The organism is Catalinimonas locisalis (genome assembly GCF_038039535.1).
Classification (GTDB): domain Bacteria; phylum Bacteroidota; class Bacteroidia; order Cytophagales; family Cyclobacteriaceae; genus Catalinimonas.
The window spans coordinates 106839-128080 of record NZ_JBBPHP010000012.1 but is presented as its reverse complement, the minus strand read 5'-3'; the positions used below and the strand labels follow the sequence as shown (position 1 = coordinate 128080).

Genomic DNA, 21242 nt, shown 5'->3' with positions numbered 1-21242 from the left:
ACCATGATAAAAATTACAGAAATGAAGTCTAAAACTAAATCAAGACTATCTACTATTTAATGAACCTATGAGAAAGTTCATATTCACAATGATCGTATGCTTTTCATGCATCAGCTTTTCACACGGGCAGGTGTTGATTTCATTGCTGTTGGGTGATAAGCTCAATTCAGAAAAACTAAAGTTTGGACTGGATGGCGGAGCATCATTTTCCAGCCTCAGCAATATTCCTGGAGCAGATATGAGGAATAGTTTTTTTCTGGGTTTCTACTTTGATATCATATTCCATAAACCATGGTCTCTATATACAGGTGTCATGGTAAAGTCTTCTATGGGTGCTGAGGGACTAGTTCCTTATGCTACCGGAGACGATCTGTTGGATCAGCTTTTGGCAGAGTCATCCGTGGAACGAAAGCTGAGTTATTTTAATGTGCCTATCCTGATAAGACACAGCTTCCAGAACTTCATCTTTCTAGAAGGCGGCATGCAGCTAGGATTGTTGCGCAAAGCAGAAGACGTATTTACGGCTAGTACCCTTGATGATGACGACCTGTCGTACACCAACGAAATTCGGGATCAGTACAAAAGGCTGGATTTTGGGCTGTCAGTTGGTGCGGGATATAAGCTTATGCAGGGAGATGGGATCAATATCGGGCTTAGGTACTACGGAGGTTTGGTAGACATACAAAAAGAAGGAGGAACTGGCATACGGAATAGGGCAGTGTACATTTTTGCCAACATCCCTATCGGTGGGGTGAAAAGTAATTCAGAGGAATGATCAGACAGTTAAGTAAAAGCATCAATGACGGCAAATGAAATATTTTAGCAACATCAACTTAGTTCTCCCCCGGCTTCTGCTGTGTCTTTTAGCCTTGGCTATTGCACAAACCGCCAGTGCTCAGGGAATGGGAGCATCCGACAATCCGGCCTATAAGGATTATTACGACAGTCTGAAGCAGATGGATTACCCTTATACATTTCCGCTACTGGGCAAACAGGCTTATAAGCGGGGCTACGATCTGCCTTATGCCTGGGGCATTAGTGGTATCTATTTTACCCAACAGCAGCAGATTCTGATAGACCGCACCCTGATAGGCTTCAATGGCAGTGAGATGGTAGATGTGAGCAGTGTGATTGAATTTGGGCCTACCATTGCCACTACGAATGCATATACCATAAGGCCTGATGTATGGATATTTCCTTTCCTGAATATCTACGGTATACTGGGAGGAGGAACTACGGAAACGGATGTAACCTTGCTGGAACCTTTCAGCCTGGAAACCGATCAGCACTTTTCGGTGAGTTCTTTCGGGCTGGGTGCCACGCTGGCGGGAGCTTTAGGCCCTTTCTTTTTGGTATGGGATAACAACTACAACTTTGCCGATGTAGAGGTCGTCGTAGAGCCTGTCCCTGCCTTCAACAGTAGCTTCCGGATAGGACATAACCTGAGAGATCCCACTCATCCGGATAAGATGCTGGCTGTTTGGGTGGGCGTTTTTTATCAGGTCATTCAGAACGATACGGAAGGCAGTATACCATTACAAAGTATTTTTCCCAATATCGGTAGCGGTAATACGATAGATCGTCTCAACGAATGGGCTGAGACTTTACCTCCGGCACAACGTGTAGTGGTGAATCAGATCATCAATAGGCTGGAAGATATGGCTGAAAGCCGCGACCCCGGGGAGGCGGTCATTGATTATAAACTGGATAAAAGAGTGGCTGCTCCTTTTAATATCATACTGGGAGCACAATATCAGTTCAACAAAAAATGGATGCTAAGATCAGAACTGGGCGTTTTTGGTAAACGCAGTCAGTTTCTGCTCAATCTCAACTACAGGTTTCAGGGATTCTAAGCATATGCAATGATGTCCCAGATTAGAAATCCCAGATTGGAAATCCCAGATTGGAATAGGGATATCTTTTTGGAAAAGAAAATACACCTAACTATGAAAAATTATATCATTTACCTCATCTTTTTGATACTACCCTGCACTACTTTAGGGCAGGATGATGAAATGTATGATCCTATAGCCGTGCTTATCCTGGATCGTATGAGTGAAGTAATCGGAGAACTGAGTTCCTGTAGTTACACCTTGCAGACTTCGTACGATATGCAGGACAGCACCTTTTTTATCCCTACCAAGGGTTTAGGACTGGTGAAGCACTTTACCGAAGAAGAAGTATACATGCAAGGCCCCGACAAAATGCTGGTCAATTCCAATGGTGACAGAGGACACAGAGGCTACTGGTACAACGGCGATTCTCTGACTTATTATTCCTATAGTGAAAACAATTTCGCCCAGATTGATGCACCGGATAGCAGTATTCTGGAAACCATTTACACCATCCATGAGGATTATGGAATTGAATTTCCTGCTGCTGATTTTTTCAACCCCTACTTTACCGACGACCTGCTTTTTCAGAGTGATAAGTTGCTCTTTATGGGTAGTAGTAAGTTGAATGGTAAAGACTGCTTCCGTATCGTAGCAGCAGGCGATGAGATGAATGTTCAACTGTGGATTTCTAATGACGCGCTTACCCTTCCTCAGAAAATGGTGATCGTCTATCTGGCTCAGGAAGATAATCCGCAGTACGAAGTGACTTTCTCCGACTGGCAGCTCAACCCGGATTTGCCAGATGCGCTCTTTGAATTCATGCCACCTCCTGATGCCTCAGAGATTACGCTGGTTCCCAAAAATGCAAAAGCTTTCCTCAACTCAAACTAAATGGACATGAAAAAGCTATCTCCTATAACCCTGGCAGTATATATGCTCACTTTAGTATCTCTCTTTTTGCTCAATCCAATTGATGCCGAAGCACAGAGGCTGAACCGCTCCGCTTCCCGTGGCAACAGAGCAGCAGCAGCAAGACCGGCCACCCGAAAACCAGCAGCCAGCAGACCTTCTCCTTCAAGTTCAAGGCAGGGAAATGTCAATCGGCAGTCTATCAATGGTGGAAGCAGGCAAATGCCAAACCGCAGTGTTTCTAACAGAAATTCGGGAAATACCAATATCAGGAATACCAATGTTTCCAGAGACAGAAATACCAATATCAGCGGTAACCGGGTCAATATTGACAATAGCCGGACGAATGTAAATGTAAATGTCAACCGGAATGTTCATGTTCATAATAACAGGAATACCGTAGTAATACGTAACCCCAGGCCCTATGTGCGGCCTCCCTATGTATGGGGAGGGTTCAGGTTTTATGCCTATCGTCCCTATTATTACCATCCTTACCGTCCTTTTTACTGGGGACCTGTATGGCATCCCTGGGGTTTTTTTGTAGCTACTTTGGCAGCTACTGCCATTGTAATCAGCGTGGAGAATCAACAGTATCATTATGATCAGGGAGTGTACTATATAGAAAGCGATGGAGGCTATACTGTGGTGCAGGCTCCGGTAGGGGCTACTATCAAAGTTTTGCCCGATGATTCGGAAAAGGTAGTAGTCAATGAAACAACCAACAACTACTACTATGGTGGAACCTATTATGAGAAGTCAGATGGAGGTTATACCGTTGTTCCTCCAACTTCCGGTACCCTGGTTGAGCATTTGCCAGAAGGAGGGGAAGAAGTGAAAATCGGTGATGTTACTTATGTCAAATATGGAGAAACTTACTACCAGCCTGTACAGGTAGATGGTAAGAATATGTATGAAGTGGTGGATGCGGAGGAAGAAGAATCATAATTCATTAGACACTAATACCCTACGTTTTGATCAGGAAAATACTCTTTTCAATCATGTTTTGCTTCATAGTATTTGCTGCCTATGCACAGCGGGATTCGCTTTTGCTCAACAATGGTGATGTTATCATCGGGGAAGTTAAAGCTATGGATCGTGGTGTCCTTACCATTGAAACTGACTACAGTGATAGTGATTTTAAGATAGAGTGGGAGAAAATAAAAAGGATATATACCGAATCCTATTTTTTAATCACACTGAGTGATGGAAAACGGTTCAACGGCAGTCTTTCCAGTACAGATAGTGTCAACGTTAATATCATTGTAGGAGATATTTTTGACAGTACTACCAGAGAAAATATTGTCTACCTTAAATCGGTAGATTCGGGCTTTTGGAGCCGCTTGTATGCTTCTGTTGATCTTGGTTACAGCCTTACCAGGGCCAATAGCCTCAGGCAGTTTAATGTGAGAAGTAATATCGGATATCTGGCAGAAAGATGGTCGGCAGATGCTAACTATAATAATGTTTACTCTTCACAGGATGATGTAGAAGATATTCATCGTATAGATGCCGGCCTAACTTACCGTTTTTTCCTTCCTAATGATTATTTCTTGTTAGCACAAATATCTTGGTTGTCAAATACAGAGCAGAGTCTTGCCTTACGTACCACGAGCAAGTTAGGTCTTGGAAGATACTTGATTCATACTAACCAGACGTATTGGGGTGTGCAGGCAGGGGTTTCTTTCAACAATGAAAACTTTTCCAATGAAACATCCTCAAGGCGGAGCGGTGAGGGGTTCGTAGGTACAGAATTGAATATGTATGATGTTGGAGATCTCAATCTGCTTACTAATGTAGTGGTCTATCCAAGCCTGACTGAGTCCAAGCGCTGGCGTGTAGACTATACTTTTGACTTGAAATACGATCTGCCGCTAGACTTTTATATTAAGCTGGGCTTTACACTCAATTATGATAATCAGCCGGCAGATAATGCCAGTACTACGGATTATGTAATACAGACTTCCTTCGGGTGGGAATTATAATGTATAGAGCTTCATAAAAAGTATGTGTAGCATAGAAAATGTAAACCTTAAACGATTAAAACCATGTTAGAGACCTTAACAAAAAACTGGTGGATGCTAGCGATCAAAGGAGTCCTTCTTTTGCTTTTTGGCATATTTGCTTTTATCAATCCTACACTTACCGCGGCCAGTCTGGCGATCTGGTTTGCTGCCCTCATCATTGCCGATGGCATTTTTACCATCATTGCCGCGATCAGGAGTTGGCAGGAGAGAGAAGATAAATGGCTTATTCTTGCAGAAGGTGCTATCAGTCTGATACTTGGCTTACTTCTTTTCATCACTCCCGGTATTACGCTGATGATCATCTCATTTACCATTGCCTTCTGGTTTATCCTCAGTGGGATCAGTCGCATCGCGATGGCCATACAACTCCGCAAAGAGATAGAAGGTGAAGGCTGGCTGATTTTAGGTGGTATTTTATCGGTGGCTTTTGGTCTTATCATTTTTGCCCATCCGGCATTGGGCTATGGCTCTCTCATCTGGCTGATAGGATTTTTTGCACTAGTGGCAGGTTTGTCATTACTCATTGTGAGTTTCAAACTTCGCAGAGGTGGCACCTGGATAGAATCCAAGCTATCTGCAATGAAGGATAAAGAACCGGCTTGAATCATAAACATTACTGCCTATGTCACTGATCAAACAACCACCGAGAGCCTTTATACTAGGAGGGGTATTTTTCATCCTGCCTCTCCTGGTTTTTATAGTATTAGCTACCAAAGCCATCCATCTCCTGCTTCCTTTGGGTAGCAAAATGGTAGACAGTCTGGGACTGCACTCGGTATTTGGCGCGGCTACGGTCAGTATTTTCTGCATATTCATCTTGCTGTTGCTCTGCTATCTCAGTGGTTTTTTGATTGAAAAAGGCTTTATCAAACAGTGGAGTATCACAGTTGAAGAAAAGCTCTTTTTGTTTTTTCCTTCTTTTCAGATGCTTAAGTATCGCATCATCGGTGATCAGCCTAAGAAATTAGAGCAGCAATGGGAAGCTGTGTTATTGAAAGATAATCAGTTCTACCGCCTTGCTTTTATCACCGACAAGAATGTACCGGGTTTCCTGAGTCTGTTTTTGCCGGATGCTCCTAAAATGGATGCCGGAGAAATCCGCTACGTCCGGCAAGAAGAGTGTGAATATTATCCCATTCCTATGCAGGAGGCTATGTACGCGCTCAACCGCTTCGGGCGTGGACTTCCTTTGAAGAACTTCTTAAATGATAAAGAAAAAGGTACGAAAATTCATCACGAATAAAAGGTATGAAATACTGCTACACTATACTATTCTTTTTGCTCATCACGCTCAATGCAACAATGGCGCAGGATACGCATTACGGGACACAGCAGTATGGTACGCGTTCCGCATTGCTAGGTGGGGCAGTAGTAGCAGGCGCTCCTGACAATTCTACGGTTTTTTACAATCCCGGAGCTTTAGGATTTATTGAGAACCCCAGTATTTCGGTCAATGCCAATCTGTATCGTATAGAAAACATCACCATTGAAAACGCCCTCGGTCAGCAGGCCGATTTCCGCAGCAGTCAGTTTGGTTCAGTTCCTATTCTTATAGGTGGAATGTTTAAAATAAAGAGTGAAAAGTGGAAAGTAGGGTATGGCGTAGTGGCTCCGGTAGATTTTCAGTTCAAAGGAAATGCCCGGCTGGATGATGATTATGCCATTGTTGATGATGAAGAAAGCCCGGGAGCGGAAGCTTTTGTAGGAGAATCTGAGAAAAGCAGCAGACTCTCTGAAGTGAGCCTGAATTTAGGTGTAGGCAGAAAGCTGAATGAAAACTGGTCGGTGGGCCTGACCCATATGTTTACCCTTCGTAACCAGACCTATAACCGTCAGTTACTGGCCCACATGATTCTCAATGATCCGGCACAAACATTGGTCAATACCACCATCTTCCAGTACCTCAAATATTTTGACGTGCGCTATGCTGCTAAGCTGGGCATTGCTTACCAGAATACAGCCTGGAAACTGGGACTTACGCTTACTACACCTTCTCTCGGGCTATTTGGCTCAGGTACTCTGGCAGCAGACATTACTGCCCAAAACATGAAACTGGGAGGAGATACCAGAGTCAATGGCTTTGCCAGCGATAGGCAGGAGGAATTAAAAACGAGTTTTAGGTCGCCTTTTTCAGTAGCAGCAGGGGCTGAGTATAATTTTCAGCGGGCTATGCTGGCCTTTTCTGTTCAATACTTCGGTGCTGTGGATACATACGACATCATCAGATCAACACCGGCAGACTTTGTGAGGTATGGTACTTTTGGCAGCAGTCTGGGCAGCGAGGATCTGCTGGTGGTATTAGGCGGAGCCCGGCCGGTGCTCAACGCGGTACTTGCCTACGAATACCAGTGGAACGAGCAGCTGAGCTTCAGCATGAGTTTCAGAAACGATATGTCTTATCTGGATAATACGCTCTCAGATCAAAGAGGCTATAAGACAACCATCAGCAGCTGGGATATTTATCATCTGGTAGGAGGGACCACCATCAAAAGAGAAAGAAGCAGTATGAGCATCGGGCTACTCCTGAGTACGGGGAACAACAATGCGCATGAAGAAAGAGGAGCTATCGGAACTCCTGCGGAAGTTAATCTGATACAGGGCATCACGACCATTACTAAGGCAAACTACAGTAGCATCGGTTTTCTGCTGGGCTATACCTTCAATTTCAGGAAGTTCTAATACATGAAAAACAACTAAAAGTACAACCTCATGAAAACAGGCGGCTTACTCGGACGAAGAGATACATCAGGCAGTAAAGCAGCTGCGCTGGTATCCGTGGGTATCGGAATCTGTGCCCTGATCTTCTCTCCGGATATCATAGGTGCTCTTAAGCCAGTGCAGGATTTACTGGCAAATTTTAACATCAACACTGAAAATCTACCCATCAACCAGGCAAGTGTAAGCTCTACCGGATGGCTGGGCTCCTGGCTGATACTTCATCAAAGGTGGAAGAGGAGGTGAAAACGTATCAGAACACTGCTGGTCATAGGACTCATCATACTGGGATTATGCCTGGCCGGGGTCCTTTCAAATTCCGGTTTCAGCTTACCATTTATTCAAAACTAATATTCTAAAAATCTATGAAAAAAATATCCCTACTAACGAACATAAGTTTAATAGTAATCCTGGCGCTTGCATTCGGTCAGGCCTGCACCCCTTCCACCCAGATACTTGCTTCCTGGAAGAACCCGGACTGGAAGGGCCAGGATACGGATGCCACCAAATCTGATATACTGGTAGCTGCGCTTACCCGGAATATGGCCGCAAAAACCACTGTGGAAAGAGAGCTTACCGCAGAACTTAGAAATGAAGGTCTGGATGTAACCACCAGCGGCGATCTGTTCGCACCAAATTTTACTGACGATATCAGTAAAAACAAAGAAGCCATGCTAAGCATAATCCGTGATAATGGTAACGATGCTATTCTTACCATTACGCTGTTAGATCAGCAGACCGAAACCCGCTACGTGCCGGGCACAACTACTTATGCACCGGCGATGAGTTATGGCTTTTATGGAGGCTTTTACAGCTATTACAACTATCACTATCCGATGGTTTACGATCCGGGCTATTACACGCAGGACAAGACCTACTTTCTGGAAAGCAATCTGTACGACGCAGAGACTGAAGAGTTGCTATGGTCGGCTCAGTCAAAAACCTACAATCCCAACAATCTGGATCAGTTTGCTCAGGAGTTTGCCGACATCACCGTTGCCAGACTCAAGAGCGAAGGGCTAATTCAGTAAAACAAATGCTTCATTTTTTCTAACCTAAATAGTATCAATTATGAGAAAATTAATGGGTTTCGTTATCGTGCTTTTTCTGGCCACTTCAGTATCTGAAGTACAGGCCCAGGATTTGGGTAGTATGCTTACTCAGATTAGCGAGGGCATTAAGCCTGAAGCTTTTTCAGGTAAATTTAACAAGAATAAGGATGACTGGAAGGAAAAAGCAGCTTCGCTGGATCCTTCTAATATGTCGGCTGTAACAGAGCAGGTAGGGGGGCTTTTGAAGGGACTAAAAGGAAGCGCATTGAGTAAAGGTCTCAAAAAAGATCTTTTAGGTAAGCTTGCCAGTGTAGGCAGTCTTTCTGATGTAGGTAGTCTGCTTAGTTCCCTGGTCAAAGGTATTGATCCTTCCATGCTCACGGGGGCACTGGCCAGTAATAAAGATATGATTACCAAAGGGCTTGAAATGCTTGGCAATTAGCAATGTAGTAGAGCGAGCGAAAGGAGGGGAGCAATAGTGATGTTGTTATCCTTCCTTTCTTAATGCTTTTCAAAATGAATATAATCTTACATAAAATAAACCAAAACTTAACCTTTAAACCTTAAACACTATGAATACTTGTTTCAATAAACTCACATGGATTTTAACTTTTGTCATAACAGCAGGAATATTCCAACATGCTTTTGCCCAGTCTTATGAAAATGAAACGGAGCTTTATCAGGATATCTGGGGGATGGAAAAGCAGGAAATTATCAAAGAATATTTAGAATTAAGTGAAGAAGAGGGGGCTGTTTTCTGGCCGGTGTACGAAGCCTACGCAGAAGAGAGAAAAACCCTGGGTAAGGAAAGAATAGATATCATCATGGAGTATGCTGCAAACTATAGTAATATGACGAATGATAAAGCCAGCCAGCTTACCAATATGGTTTTCAAGAACAATATGCAACTGGAGAAGCTACAAAAGAAATACTACAAAAAGCTAAGTAAAGTAGTGACTCCCTTAAGGGCTTCAGAGTTTATGCAACTGGAAAAATATCTGGACAGCGCCATGCGCTTTGAAATCCAGAATAACATTCCATTTCTGAAAGAACTGGAGAGAAGCTAGGTATGCTCGTCATATTACCTTATCAACTACTTATCTAGTTACATGAAGTAGCAAATTCTATTATTTGAATACCCAGATTGATAATGATTCATAAAGTAACAACCTATATACAATTTTTTCTTATAGGAGTAATCTTTCTCTATATCGCAGTGGAGATATTTGAACTATGCTTAAGTCTATATGCTATGATAAGCACATTAGAGGAGGGAGAAAGGCTACTTTTTTCAAGGGAAGAAAGCTCTAATATGCTGGTCATATTCTTCAGCATTCTTATAGGTATTGAATTAGTAGACACATTGTTGCCGCGGAATGATAAAGAAATTGATAGGGTAATGTTGATTTTGCTGATAAGCTTAATTGCATTGGGAAGGAAGTTCATTACAGTTGATTATAAGCATGCTGACCCTATGCTGCTTTTTAGTTTATCGGCAGTTACGCTTGCATTGGCCATCGCCTATTACATTCTTAAAAAGTCATCAGCTTTAAAGGATAAATAGCTTCTTATTTGGACGGGTTACTCGCTTCAGTAATCATTGAACTGTTCATTACAGATAAAATGAAAATACTATTAAATGAATGACAACTTATCAATCTAAATTCTTTGGATTATTCATGGTTTTTATTCTTCTGTCCGGGTTTAGTCTGGCGCAGGAATCGGAAGAAGGAGTATTCTTTACAGAGAGTGGAGAAGCACTTACTGCTGCTGAAAAAGAATTTATTTTACCTTTGCAGTTTGATCTTTTTTCCGATGATACACCTCTGGAAATTACCCTGGAAAGTGACTTCAAAAATTTCAATAAGAAAAAATACAAACCCAAAAATCAGCCTGCCATGCTGCATGTCAATCTCAATGACAGTGTGGTGGTCAGGAGAGAAATTCGTATCAAGCCCCGGGGTGAATTTCGCCGTTCTTACTGTAGTTTTCCTCCCATCAAACTGAATTTAAAGAAAGTTGAGTTTGAAGTAGAACATTTACAACAACTGGAAAAGATGAAAATGGTGGTAGACTGCCGGCAAAGTGATCTATATCAAAACTACCTTTTGCGTGAGTATTTGACCTATAAACTCTTCAGTCTGTTTACCGAGCTAAGTTTTCAGGTCAGGCTGATCCATGTACGCTATCTGGATACCGGTAGAGAAAGACATAATGATAGAACAGCATATGCTTTTTTAATTGAAGAAATAGAAGATGTTGCCCAGCGAAATAATGCTTTGGAAATTAAACAGGACAAATTGGGTCAGACCTCTACTAATCCTCAGCAGATGCTACTGGTAGCAATGTTCCACTACATGATTGGTAATACTGACTGGTCTGTTCCAGGCAGACATAATGTGAAGTTGATCAAGAAAAAAGATATTCAGGATATCTATCCTTATACTATTCCTTATGATTTTGATTACTCAGGTTTGGTCAATGCCTCCTATGCAGTACCTTATGAGAAGTTGGGATTGAATGGTGTAAGGGAACGTATGTTTCTGGGGTTCTGCCATGAGCCATCAGACTTTGAGAAGGCAATACAGCTATTTCTGGAAAAGGAAGAAGCAGTGCTTCAGTTAGTTGAAAATTTTGACTATCTGGAAGAAAGAGACAAAAGGGATATTATTGATTTTTTAAATGAATTTTATGAGCAGATCAAAAGAGATAATGCGGTAAAGTATTTTACCAATAATTGCAGGAGCTTTTAATGCTTAGTAAAGTACTAACAGGTTATAAAAAATAATCAAAACACCTGTTATCAAGATACCAATAAGAAGGACATTGTAAGAGCCCCTTAGCCGTTTATTTTTAAATGCAAGTATCTTGCTTAGGGTGTAAAATTCAAGGGCCATGTTCTTATAAATCAATCCTTGATCTCTAATTACTTTATCAAAATTCTCAAGGAATTCATTTTTAGAAGGTAATTGTACTAAAGCATTTCCGAAAAGGTACTCTTCGGATTTATCGGATGTATGAATAGTCAACGTACGAACTGGCCTGGCTGCAAGGGCAGCGAGTACTAAGGAGATAATACAGCATACTAAAAGAATTAATAATGCTATTTTCTCAAATAAGGTAAAAGGAGAAAAAAACTTAGCAAAAATGGCTAATCCGCTAAGCAGCAGTGAGTTCAGATGAATCATGATATTTGCCTTGTTGTCTACCATGGATATCAGGCGAATAAAAGCACGATTTTCATTTCTAAGTAAGGTCTGTAAACTACGTGATGTTTCTCCTTTTTTAAAAGGCTGAAAAGGTATATGAGGTGCCGGATCTTCAAAAGATTGAGGTTTTGTGAGGTTATCCATGATTAACTGGTATACTGTAAATTAATTAATCTAAGATAAAATTTGTATATAATTTCCATTTAAGTCCAATGAATATTAATCAATTATCCTCTTGTATTTCACAACCGACCGTATAGCATGCGATGGTCAGAAGCAAAAAGTGTGACTAAGAAAATGGTATTTTGGTTATTATGCTTCCATCCGGCGGGCAATGTAAGGGGTACATGAAAGGTCAACTTTTTCCATATAGCCCTCCCAATATTTATGCTTAGTACTACTGTCCCCAGATTTATTGTTTGATCCGAATTGAGCATCAAGAGATATATACGAGGTGATATGTATCAAAAAAAAGCCACTTAGAAGTTTATCTTCTAAGTGGCTGATATTCAGGCTCCTCCTCTTGGGCTCGAACCAAGGACCTACTGATTAACAGTCAGCCGCTCTAACCAACTGAGCTAAGGAGGAGTGTGTTCCTCAATGGGATTGCAATATTAGCATGGGCTAAATTATTATGCAACTCTATGGAAGATTTTTTTATTTTATTCCTTAATAAATTCTTACGAAAGGTGTGAAAATTATTTTCAGTTTTCAGCAATTGTAGCATGGCTTTTTTATATTGACATATTAACGGTGTATTCATAACGAATGTATTATTTTCGTTTTGCTGATAACACATCTTGTGAGATCGCGTTATAATTTACAAATCGTTATGATGAATTATTTTTACTATTGATAAGCCCCACCATGAACAAGACACAGTTTTTTATAGGGATAATACTGGCAGCATTACTCGGAGGATTAGTGGCTGTTGGACTAGTACAGTATTTTGATGATGATACCTCTCAAACGGCTTCATTACAAAACGAAAGAAACGTACAGCTTTCAAAATACCTCTCAGATACTTTATTTGCAGTGCCCGATGGAATCAACTTTGTGTACGCTGCTGAAAGAGTAAAGCCAGGAGTAGTATTCATTCGTTCCACCTATAATGGATCTGGCCAGGGCTCAGGTTTTTCTAACCCTTTAGAAGAGCTTTATCAAGACTATTTTGGTGACCGTGAACGTAGAGAGAGAAGAGGTCCTTCCCGTTCTTCTGGTTCAGGTGTTATCATATCTCAGGATGGATATATTGTAACGAATAATCATGTTATTGAAGATGCTGATAAAGTAGAGGTTACCCTAGACGATAACCGGATGTATACTGCTGAAATTATCGGAGTAGATCCTACCACTGATTTGGCACTTATTAAAGTGGATGATGATAACCTACCCTATGTTGATTTTGGAGATTCTGATGACATGAGTATTGGCGAATGGGTGTTGGCCATTGGTAACCCTTTCGGTACACTTACCTCTACCGTTACTGCAGGTATTGTAAGTGCTAAAGCACGTAATATTAACATACTTCATGATAGGAATAATCGCCAGATTGAAGCATTCATTCAAACTGATGCTGCTGTTAATCAAGGAAACAGCGGAGGCGCGCTGGTTAACCTAAGGGGAGAATTAATAGGTATCAATACCGCAATTGCTACTCCTACCGGTTCTTATGCGGGTTATTCTTTTGCCGTACCTGTCTCACTGGTACGTAAAGTGATGAATGACCTGATTGAATTTGGAGCAGTACAACGCGCTTTGTTAGGGGTTTCTATTGTCAATGTTGATGCCCGTTTGGCCCAGGAAGAAGGTTTGGGAATGGTAGAAGGGGTGTATATTCAAGGAGTAGCTGAAGAGAGTGCAGCTTCTGAAGCGGGCATACAGCCTGGAGATGTTATTATGGAGATTGATGGAAAAAAAATAGCCAATGTAGCTGAACTACAGGAAATGGTAGCCAGAAATCGTCCCGGTGACCAGGTAAAGGTTACTTATTATAGAGATGGTGAATTGAGTAAAGTTTATGCCACTCTGAAGAATACCATGGGGGACACAGAAGTAGTGAAGCGGCAGGAAGAAGTTAAGATGGAAGGCTCAGTATTTATTACACCTCCGGCGGATGTGTTAGAAGAATTAGAAATTGACGGAGGAGCACAGATAGTAGATTTAGGTGAAGGGAAATGGGCTGACGCAGGCCTTGAAGAAGGATTTATCATTACATCTATTGACCATGAAAGAATTATGAGCGCTGAGCAGTTAAATGAAGTCATGCAAGATAAGAGTGGAGGTATCCTGATTGAAGGAATTTCTCCTGATGGAGATCGTGCATTCTATGGATACGGTTGGTAAATTTGGCATAATAACTTACTAGAAAAGCACCTTCAAAGGTGCTTTTTTTTTGCTACTATTACATTTATTCAGGACTTAAGCATAGATATATTAAATAAATTATATAAAAAAAAGCAATAGTTAAAAAAAATGAAAGTAAGTATATTCTGGAATTGCTAGATTTTTTTTGCAAAAATCTTATAACTTGCATCATAAATGAACAGTGAAATAGCATGAATATGCTTTTTTGCATTAACTCTAATTAATTCGTATTTAACATATCCATTAATAAATTTTAAGCCACAAAAGTTAGCGAAGCATATGTCAGAAGATAAGAAACATCGCGCTGTAATGTTGATTGATGACAATGAAATTGATAATCTCATCAATCAAAAAATGATAGAAGCTGCTAATATCAGCGACCACATTTATACTCACTCAGGTGCTAAAAGTGCAATTGAGTTTTTGAAAAACATTGAAAAATTAGGAGAAAACGGAAAGACAGTTCTCCCTGAAGTAATCTTTCTGGACATTGATATGCCTTTAATGGATGGCTTTCAGTTTTTAGATGAGTTTGACAAACTAGCTGACGAGACTAAAGAGCATTGTAGCATTGTAATGTTGACTTCTTCAATCAATCCTCAGGATGTCAATAAGTCACATAAATATGCTTGTGTTAAGCAGTATATCAACAAACCATTGACCCAGAAGAACTTAGAGAAATTAGCCGTTTAATATAATTCTAGTTTCGTATTCGTTTTTTTTTTCCACACCAAACATTTGGTGTGGTTTTTTTTGCCCTTCCTACTCTTTAGCAAGGTCTTCTACTTTTATTAAGTGCAGCTTTGAAGTATGTTTACAGTCTTATAAGCTTAAGCAATGATTTAATAAGAATATATCTGATAAAGATAAGATCCATCCATGTGAGGAGTAATCATTCAGTATCAGATAGGGCAGAAGCCCTCAACCTTTCTGCTGAATAAGTAGATGCCTGCAGTATTATATCACCTAAGAAGAAAGGAGTTGACCAAAAGTTTCTGGCTTATTGGCTGTTGGTCAATGATTGAAGTTACCATTGTTTGATAATGGTATAACGTACTTTAAAATAAAGGGCATAAAAAACCCCGAAGTTTGAGCTTCGGGGTTAACTTCAACTTAAATATTGATACTTAGCATAGACGATTGATGAAAGCCTCATCCATTTTTACAAGCTTGGTAGGGGCAAAGTTCACCATCTCAAAGCGATTGAATTTTTCTACCAATGCCTTAATTTTGTTATACTTATCTCGTTTAACATCAGATACAGAGATCTTAAGTATCTTTGTAAAGATCACAATTGATTCGCTATTCTCTTTTCCGAGAATTCTAACCTGACGCTGAATACTGTTGGTAAGCTGATTGAACAAATCATAATCATTCATCAGGCAGTATTGCAAAGCAAGGATTGCTTTTACTTCCAACTGAGCGTAAGGATACTTCTTAAGACTGGTTTCGTTCAAAAGATTATTGATCCAACGGGCAGCTTCACTATATTTTTGTACATAGAAGCAAGAGAGCGAACGGTAAACCACGTAAGTAACATATTTAGGGATGTCATCAAAGTCACACTCAAAATCATGAAACAGCAGCTCATTTTCTTCATAAAGTGTTTCTTCTTCGCCTACGCGGATTGCACGTTCTAGCTTACTGATCAGATATTGAGCAGGATATGTATGTAAGCTATAGTTTGTCAGCAAGGTAGAAGTCGCATCGTTTACTTCTTCATAGTAATCTTCGGCCTTACGGTACACTTTGTAATGGTTATAATATTCCAGACGCAGTAATTCGTAAGTAAGCTGCAGGTGATGGTAAATAGAATCAAGATAATAAGAGTTGAGGATGTTATGAACCTTATCCAGAATATCTTCAATAGGTTCTTTATCACTACTCTCATGAATTTCTTCGGCTACGAAAAGACGGTGAAAAACATTCAGACAGCTTTGATAAACATAGAGTCGGTGCGATTCATATAAATTGCACAGATTGTTCATTTCTTCAGCCAACAGGTTGAGTTCAAGTTTACCGGTCTCTTCACGAGAAAGTGAATATTCACCATATTTCTTGAAATACTGAGAAAGCATCTCCTCAGCTTTATCTACCGCCAGCATATAAGCTACGTGCTTATTATATAGCTGAGAGTAAGTAAAGTGATCAGGGGTATTGATATGTAACTTACGAAGTGTCTTATAAACCACGGTAAGTTCACTGGGAAGATCATAATCAAGAAGTTCTTTTTCAATCTTCTTTAAAGTAGCGATGGCTATAGCCTTCTTTTTAGTAAAAATTACTTCATTGATATTTGCTACTTTCTTGATAAGATCAGTGCGAGGGTTCTCCATCTGCTGGAGTAGGTATTCTTCTATCTTTTGATTAAGACGAGAACGTAAAGTGTAATATGCGTTAGTATTTACACCTAGTTCATCCATAATCTTGTTATCAGATAAAGACCTTTCTCGCATTGCTTTAAGGAGGTGAGCCGATTTTTCAGCACTGTTTTCCATCAACGACTCATGAATAGAAATGTAATCTGAGTCAGAAAGCTGTCTAATAATGTTTTTAAGCTTAGCCATTTGTATAATATTAAGTTGTAGTTCTTGCTAAGAGATTTGACTAAACAATTATAAGTAAATTTTGCTATTTCTAGCAATCAGGCCATTTTGGTACGAATTTTTTATGGCAGACTGGAAGTAATAATTTATACAATGTTTAATTTATTGATAATAACTTAAAACTAGTTAATTATTTATTTTATCATTTTACTTGATTTTTATAATACAATTCTAATAAAAGTGTGGAAAATACGTCATTAAGGGAGAAACATTGTGCGTGTAATATTTCGTGATTACAATTACATTTTGTGCTCATTATTTAGCTAGAAGAGGTGGTGAATATACTAATAAGTATAATGAAGTGCTGTTTTTAGTTTGTGTTAAACCCATATATTACTTGTGATATATCTAGGCTGAAAACAGAGGTTTTAGACTCTTGGTTTGATTGTACTTTTCTTATGTATAGCTAAAAATTTATTCAAATACTTTCTCCTGTGATTTGCAAAAAAAAGTCATATCTGAGCTTGTCAAGCTAGTTTTAAGGAAGTTGCGGTAGATGGTAAACTTGATGGGTAAGTATTAGAATATGAAGCAAATAGTAAATACTCACCTTTGCTGATTAAATAGTTGAATACGCCAATGAGGTCAGACTTTAAACAATTATTATGTGAAAAACACCAATATCTTACGAGATACTACAGCAGTACTTAATCAGACCTCTAGTGACGGTTATAAGTGTGTATGAAGATGCTAGGATGGATAAGCTTTGTATACGCATCTGATTTTTTCTGATCAAATCAATGCATGACTGTAAAATGCTCAGTAGATAAGAATCTCCTTTTATCAAAGTTAGATGGTAATAAATGGTATTTACCCCTGGTTAATAGTTACAATGAAATGCTATGTCCTTCTCATACAAAGTTCAAAAAGGTCTTAGAAATCGGAGAACTGAGAGATGAGGCAGATTTCAAAATAAAATTTGCTATAAAACCCATTGTAAGGTTCATAGGTTGAAGAATTACTCGTAATCATAGTCTATAAATAGAGTGAAGCCGAAATGTCATTGAATATTGAGCACAATTTTTAACGTGGGCTGTATTTAGGAATTGCAGAATATGAGTTGTATAACAGCCAAGTTCATTTTTTGGAAAAGACAAGTAAAATCAATAAGACATGTCTTTATTAGCCTATTTCCCCTTCGCTACTTATAATGTTTCATTGTAGCTTTTATTCTTTTTAACAACTTATCAAAGTTCGGCATCTCATGGCCTGTTTCTTTTTTAAAATCCATGAGTTCTATTAGCTTTTTCGCTTCAGTTACTTCCTGTTTTTTATGAGGGTTTTTTTCTAAAAAATCATCCCAGAAGTAACGGTTACCCATATCAGGGAAATATACCCATTGCTGAAAATACTCATCCAAAGCAAAGTCTAAAGCATCATATTTATTATAAGCACTATAAGTCATGAGAATGACAATTTGTTGAAGTCAACTATCTTCTTAATCAATGTGATATTAAAATATAGCTTTAGAAAAAATAATCTTTGAACAACCAGAATTCGGAGGTAAACGACAACGTGTATTATGAAATAAAGCCATTTTTCAAACTGAGCAAGTATAGATTATATATGTGGTTAAAATGTTCATTTGCAAAGCAGAAAAACAATTTTGAAGAAGGTATATTACTTAAATTAGATGGTAAGCAAAACAAAGATTTTTTTATCCACTTTTATATTTTTTGTAAATGACTCACTGGCACACCCAACAAGTAAGAGAAGTTCTAAGCAAACTTAACACCACCGATACAGGAATTGATGACACTGAGGCCAAGAAACGTTTACAGCAATATGGCCCTAACCGTCTGGAGGAAAGTGGTAGAAAACATCCACTGAAGATGCTTTTCCATCAGTTTACCGAAACCATGGTCCTGATTCTGATAGCGGCTGCAGTATTATCCTTTTTTCTTGGCAAAACCACCGAAGGTATTGCTATCATGGCTATCGTATTACTGTTCGGTTTTTTGGGTTTTTTTCAGGAATATCGGGCAGAAAAAGCGATGGCAGCCCTAAATAGGATGGTGGTTCCTATGGTCAGGGTAAGAAGAGGAGGTTCCATACAGGAAATTTCTGCCAAAGACCTTGTACCCGGAGATATTGTAGAAATTGAGGCTGGTAATGTAATACCCTGTGACCTCAGAATCCTAAACTCATTCAATATAAAAATTCAGGAAGCTGCTTTGACAGGAGAATCGGAACCCGTGGATAAAGTAAACCAGCCCATTGAAAGTGAAGAAGTCCCTCTGGGAGATCGTAAGAACATGGCATATATGGGTACCATCGTCATGAATGGCAGGGGCTCGGGCGTAGCAGTAGCCACCGGTATGCAGACAGAGTTGGGCAAGATTGCGAACCTGATCAGTACGGTTGAGAGCAAAAAGACACCTTTACAGGATAAACTGGATAAGCTGGGTAAGTTGCTTGCCCTGATTGGTGTAGTGGCTGCCCTGGTGATTATGGGAGTAGGGCTGTGGTTAGGTGAAGAACTGGCCGATATGTTTTTGACCGCGGTCAGCGTGGCAGTGGCTGTGGTTCCTGAAGGTCTGCCTGCGGTAGTAACTATTACCCTGGCGCTGGGAGGACAAAGAATGCTCAAACGCAATGCCCTGATCAGAAAGCTCCCTGCTGTAGAGACGCTGGGCTCCGTGACTGTTATCTGCTCAGATAAGACCGGTACGCTTACACAAAATAAGATGACCGTCACTGTGATAGACCTGCCGGAGCATACCTTGGATTTTGATACTCAACCCAAAGTGGATAAGCAGGTAGAACCTTTGTTGGATTTTGCTTTGGCCGTGTCAGTATTATGCAATGATGCTACTTTGGAACAGGCTTCCGGTGATACAAATCAAAAAAAGGTAATGGGTGACCCCACTGAGACAGCTTTGCTTTTGGCAGCAGCGCAAAGGGGAATTTACAAAGAAGATTTACATCATCATCTCCCTCGCATTGATGAACAGCCTTTTGACAGCAGTCGGAAAAGAATGTCTACCGTTCATGAGGTCAAAGCTTCTCTGCCGGAGTATCTTCAGCCAGTAGATGGAAACACATATTTAGTGTGTACCAAAGGAGCAGCAGATGCGCTTCTGAATATTTCAAGTCATATTTGGGAGAATGGTGAACAAAAGCCGTTGGATGAGGCATGGAAAGAAAGGATACTGAACGCTAATACCCGGATGGCTCAGAATGGAATCAGAGTACTAGGCTTCGCTTTTCGCCTGCTCAGCTCTGAAAAAAAGCCCTCCGACCTGGAGCAGAACCTTACTTTTGTAGGACTGGCCGGACTGATGGACCCGCCTCGACTGGAAGTAAAAGATGCCGTGGAAAATTGTAAAATAGCCGGCATCAGGCCAGTAATGATCACAGGAGATCATCCTCTGACTGCAGCTGCGATCGGCAGAGAGCTTCAATTTGATCAGAAGGCAGAAGCGATATCCGGAGAACAATTGCAAAAAATCAATGAAAAAGAACTGATTGCTTTGGCAGAGAAGACTTCAGTTTACGCAAGAGTGTCACCGGAAGACAAATTAAAAATCGTACATGCCCTTCAGCAGAGAGGTGAGGTAGTGGCTATGACTGGCGATGGAGTGAATGATTCGCCCGCCCTGAAAAAAGCCGACATTGGCGTGGCCATGGGTATTACTGGTACAGACGTTGCTAAAGAGGCAGCCGATATGGTGTTGCTGGATGACAATTTTTCAACCATCGTGGCAGCGGTGGAAGAAGGTAGGGTGATCTTTGATAACCTGCGCAGGTTCATTAAGTTCTCTCTGGCAGGCAACATCGGTAAGGTGTTGGTGATGCTCGTAGCTCCCTTGTTTGGTATGACTATCGCCCTGCAGCCTCTGCAACTGCTGTGGCTCAATTTACTGACCGACGGACTCTTAGGTTTGGGATTGGGTACCGAACCAGCCGAAGAAAATACAATGCGCAGGCCACCCAGATCACCCAGCAAAGGAGCCTTAGATCGGAAAGATTATTATCAACTGGGCATTGTAGGTGCGGCTATTGCTTTGGTATCGCTGGGGCTGGCCTTATTTTACTTTGATCCCCAGAATCCTGAAGATATGACCTGGCAAACCATGATCTTTGCTACCATTGGTTTTGCGCAAATCTTCCAGGCTTTGGCATTACGCTCATCGGCGCACTCGCCTTTTGCCCTTCATACCAATCGCCTGATGGCTTTGGTGTTAGCTTTAACCATAGTTTTACAATTAGGGGTTATTTATCTTCCTTTTATGGAAACATTCTTTGGGCTGGTCCCTCTTTCCATTGAAAACCTACTGATTTCTATGGGAGCAGGTAGTATCATTTTCTTCCTCGTGTTGTTCATAGAAAGAAAACTGAATCGCTAAATAAGAGACATCAATTTGCCTCACGATTAAAGACTATCAGCCGGTGAGTAGCAAATTATCCCTGTTTCTCCCGGCATTGGCAATGTATTTTTAATACTAGTCCAAAAACAAAATTACGCTACTAGATCAGGATATACTTTGAAGAGAACATAGATGTCAACTTGGTACAGGTAGTT

Annotated in this window: 20 protein-coding genes and 1 tRNA gene; 17 read left to right on the top strand and 4 right to left on the bottom strand. The window is 40.4% G+C overall.

Features of this window, described 5'->3' with window-relative positions; all coding sequences use genetic code 11:
• The first annotated feature begins 67 nt into the window (after positions 1-67).
• The 14 genes from WJR50_RS16595 (at position 68) to WJR50_RS16530 (ending at position 11288) form a co-directional block, all read left to right on the top strand.
• Positions 68-775 (top strand): porin family protein, encoded by a 708-nt coding sequence (locus WJR50_RS16595; protein ID WP_341294429.1) that lies wholly within the window; start codon positions 68-70, stop codon positions 773-775.
• A 34-nt stretch (positions 776-809) separates the two neighbouring features.
• On the top strand, positions 810-1853 hold the full coding sequence (locus WJR50_RS16590; RefSeq protein ID WP_341294428.1) for a hypothetical protein: 1044 nt from the start codon (positions 810-812) through the stop codon (positions 1851-1853).
• A gap of 93 nt (positions 1854-1946) precedes the next feature.
• On the top strand, positions 1947-2726 hold the full coding sequence (locus tag WJR50_RS16585; RefSeq protein WP_341294427.1) for a DUF2092 domain-containing protein: 780 nt from the start codon (positions 1947-1949) through the stop codon (positions 2724-2726).
• A 6-nt stretch (positions 2727-2732) separates the two neighbouring features.
• A complete protein-coding gene (locus tag WJR50_RS16580; RefSeq protein WP_341294426.1) occupies positions 2733-3689 on the top strand; it encodes a DUF6515 family protein in 957 nt (318 codons plus the stop codon).
• Positions 3690-3742: 53 nt separating this feature from the next.
• On the top strand, positions 3743-4726 hold the full coding sequence (locus WJR50_RS16575; RefSeq protein WP_341294425.1) for a DUF481 domain-containing protein: 984 nt from the start codon (positions 3743-3745) through the stop codon (positions 4724-4726).
• 63 nt (positions 4727-4789) lie between these two features.
• Complete coding sequence (locus WJR50_RS16570; RefSeq protein WP_341294424.1) at positions 4790-5371, top strand: HdeD family acid-resistance protein; 582 nt, start codon at positions 4790-4792, stop codon at positions 5369-5371.
• A gap of 19 nt (positions 5372-5390) precedes the next feature.
• The gene (locus tag WJR50_RS16565; RefSeq protein WP_341294423.1) at positions 5391-6011 is read left to right on the top strand and encodes a DUF502 domain-containing protein; all 621 of its coding nucleotides are present in this window, start codon (positions 5391-5393) and stop codon (positions 6009-6011) included.
• 5 nt (positions 6012-6016) lie between these two features.
• The gene (locus tag WJR50_RS16560; RefSeq protein ID WP_341294422.1) at positions 6017-7447 is read left to right on the top strand and encodes an OmpP1/FadL family transporter; all 1431 of its coding nucleotides are present in this window, start codon (positions 6017-6019) and stop codon (positions 7445-7447) included.
• A gap of 30 nt (positions 7448-7477) precedes the next feature.
• Entirely contained in the window at positions 7478-7729 is a 252-nt protein-coding gene (locus tag WJR50_RS16555; protein ID WP_341294421.1) for a hypothetical protein, read from the top strand.
• A gap of 119 nt (positions 7730-7848) precedes the next feature.
• Positions 7849-8514 (top strand): hypothetical protein, encoded by a 666-nt coding sequence (locus WJR50_RS16550; RefSeq protein ID WP_341294420.1) that lies wholly within the window; start codon positions 7849-7851, stop codon positions 8512-8514.
• A gap of 40 nt (positions 8515-8554) precedes the next feature.
• A complete protein-coding gene (locus WJR50_RS16545; RefSeq protein ID WP_341294419.1) occupies positions 8555-8977 on the top strand; it encodes a hypothetical protein in 423 nt (140 codons plus the stop codon).
• 130 nt (positions 8978-9107) lie between these two features.
• Positions 9108-9602 (top strand): hypothetical protein, encoded by a 495-nt coding sequence (locus WJR50_RS16540; protein ID WP_341294418.1) that lies wholly within the window; start codon positions 9108-9110, stop codon positions 9600-9602.
• 83 nt (positions 9603-9685) lie between these two features.
• On the top strand, positions 9686-10099 hold the full coding sequence (locus WJR50_RS16535) for a phosphate-starvation-inducible PsiE family protein (RefSeq protein WP_341294417.1): 414 nt from the start codon (positions 9686-9688) through the stop codon (positions 10097-10099).
• A 79-nt stretch (positions 10100-10178) separates the two neighbouring features.
• The gene (locus WJR50_RS16530) at positions 10179-11288 is read left to right on the top strand and encodes a hypothetical protein (protein ID WP_341294416.1); all 1110 of its coding nucleotides are present in this window, start codon (positions 10179-10181) and stop codon (positions 11286-11288) included.
• Positions 11289-11291: 3 nt separating this feature from the next.
• On the opposite strand, the gene WJR50_RS16525 is transcribed toward WJR50_RS16530, so the two are convergent.
• Positions 11292-11888: a Pycsar system effector family protein gene (locus tag WJR50_RS16525; protein WP_341294415.1), complete on the bottom strand. Its 597-nt coding sequence runs from the start codon at positions 11886-11888 to the stop codon at positions 11292-11294.
• Between the two features lie 370 nt (positions 11889-12258).
• Positions 12259-12332: transfer RNA gene (locus WJR50_RS16520), tRNA-Asn, on the bottom strand.
• A gap of 279 nt (positions 12333-12611) precedes the next feature.
• Here WJR50_RS16520 and WJR50_RS16515 point away from each other — a divergent pair.
• On the top strand, positions 12612-14090 hold the full coding sequence (locus WJR50_RS16515) for a S1C family serine protease (protein WP_341294414.1): 1479 nt from the start codon (positions 12612-12614) through the stop codon (positions 14088-14090).
• Positions 14091-14390: 300 nt separating this feature from the next.
• Entirely contained in the window at positions 14391-14804 is a 414-nt protein-coding gene (locus WJR50_RS16510; protein ID WP_277481532.1) for a response regulator, read from the top strand.
• A gap of 434 nt (positions 14805-15238) precedes the next feature.
• Here the strand turns inward: WJR50_RS16510 and WJR50_RS16505 are convergent, their stop codons facing one another.
• Together WJR50_RS16505 and WJR50_RS16500 are read right to left on the bottom strand one after the other, a co-directional pair.
• Positions 15239-16678 (bottom strand): hypothetical protein, encoded by a 1440-nt coding sequence (locus tag WJR50_RS16505; protein WP_341294413.1) that lies wholly within the window; start codon positions 16676-16678, stop codon positions 15239-15241.
• 1180 nt (positions 16679-17858) lie between these two features.
• The gene (locus tag WJR50_RS16500; protein WP_341294412.1) at positions 17859-18122 is read right to left on the bottom strand and encodes a hypothetical protein; all 264 of its coding nucleotides are present in this window, start codon (positions 18120-18122) and stop codon (positions 17859-17861) included.
• A 277-nt stretch (positions 18123-18399) separates the two neighbouring features.
• Between WJR50_RS16500 and WJR50_RS16495 the strand changes: the two genes are divergently transcribed.
• A complete protein-coding gene (locus WJR50_RS16495) occupies positions 18400-21066 on the top strand; it encodes a cation-translocating P-type ATPase (RefSeq protein WP_341294411.1) in 2667 nt (888 codons plus the stop codon).
• The last annotated feature ends 176 nt before the right edge of the window (positions 21067-21242 follow it).

Coding starts and splice junctions, on each gene's coding strand:
- WJR50_RS16595 (WP_341294429.1), top strand. CDS start 68: ATGAGAAAGTTCATATTCACAATGATCGTATGCTTTTCATGCATCAGC.
- WJR50_RS16495 (WP_341294411.1), top strand. CDS start 18,400: ATGACTCACTGGCACACCCAACAAGTAAGAGAAGTTCTAAGCAAACTT.
- WJR50_RS16570 (WP_341294424.1), top strand. CDS start 4,790: ATGTTAGAGACCTTAACAAAAAACTGGTGGATGCTAGCGATCAAAGGA.
- WJR50_RS16535 (WP_341294417.1), top strand. CDS start 9,686: ATGATTCATAAAGTAACAACCTATATACAATTTTTTCTTATAGGAGTA.
- WJR50_RS16545 (WP_341294419.1), top strand. CDS start 8,555: ATGAGAAAATTAATGGGTTTCGTTATCGTGCTTTTTCTGGCCACTTCA.
- WJR50_RS16550 (WP_341294420.1), top strand. CDS start 7,849: ATGAAAAAAATATCCCTACTAACGAACATAAGTTTAATAGTAATCCTG.
- WJR50_RS16505 (WP_341294413.1), bottom strand. CDS start 16,678: ATGGCTAAGCTTAAAAACATTATTAGACAGCTTTCTGACTCAGATTAC.
- WJR50_RS16555 (WP_341294421.1), top strand. CDS start 7,478: ATGAAAACAGGCGGCTTACTCGGACGAAGAGATACATCAGGCAGTAAA.
- WJR50_RS16510 (WP_277481532.1), top strand. CDS start 14,391: ATGTCAGAAGATAAGAAACATCGCGCTGTAATGTTGATTGATGACAAT.
- WJR50_RS16585 (WP_341294427.1), top strand. CDS start 1,947: ATGAAAAATTATATCATTTACCTCATCTTTTTGATACTACCCTGCACT.
- WJR50_RS16590 (WP_341294428.1), top strand. CDS start 810: ATGAAATATTTTAGCAACATCAACTTAGTTCTCCCCCGGCTTCTGCTG.
- WJR50_RS16565 (WP_341294423.1), top strand. CDS start 5,391: ATGTCACTGATCAAACAACCACCGAGAGCCTTTATACTAGGAGGGGTA.
- WJR50_RS16500 (WP_341294412.1), bottom strand. CDS start 18,122: ATGACTTATAGTGCTTATAATAAATATGATGCTTTAGACTTTGCTTTG.
- WJR50_RS16580 (WP_341294426.1), top strand. CDS start 2,733: ATGAAAAAGCTATCTCCTATAACCCTGGCAGTATATATGCTCACTTTA.
- WJR50_RS16575 (WP_341294425.1), top strand. CDS start 3,743: ATGTTTTGCTTCATAGTATTTGCTGCCTATGCACAGCGGGATTCGCTT.
- WJR50_RS16515 (WP_341294414.1), top strand. CDS start 12,612: ATGAACAAGACACAGTTTTTTATAGGGATAATACTGGCAGCATTACTC.
- WJR50_RS16525 (WP_341294415.1), bottom strand. CDS start 11,888: ATGGATAACCTCACAAAACCTCAATCTTTTGAAGATCCGGCACCTCAT.
- WJR50_RS16530 (WP_341294416.1), top strand. CDS start 10,179: ATGACAACTTATCAATCTAAATTCTTTGGATTATTCATGGTTTTTATT.
- WJR50_RS16560 (WP_341294422.1), top strand. CDS start 6,017: ATGAAATACTGCTACACTATACTATTCTTTTTGCTCATCACGCTCAAT.
- WJR50_RS16540 (WP_341294418.1), top strand. CDS start 9,108: ATGAATACTTGTTTCAATAAACTCACATGGATTTTAACTTTTGTCATA.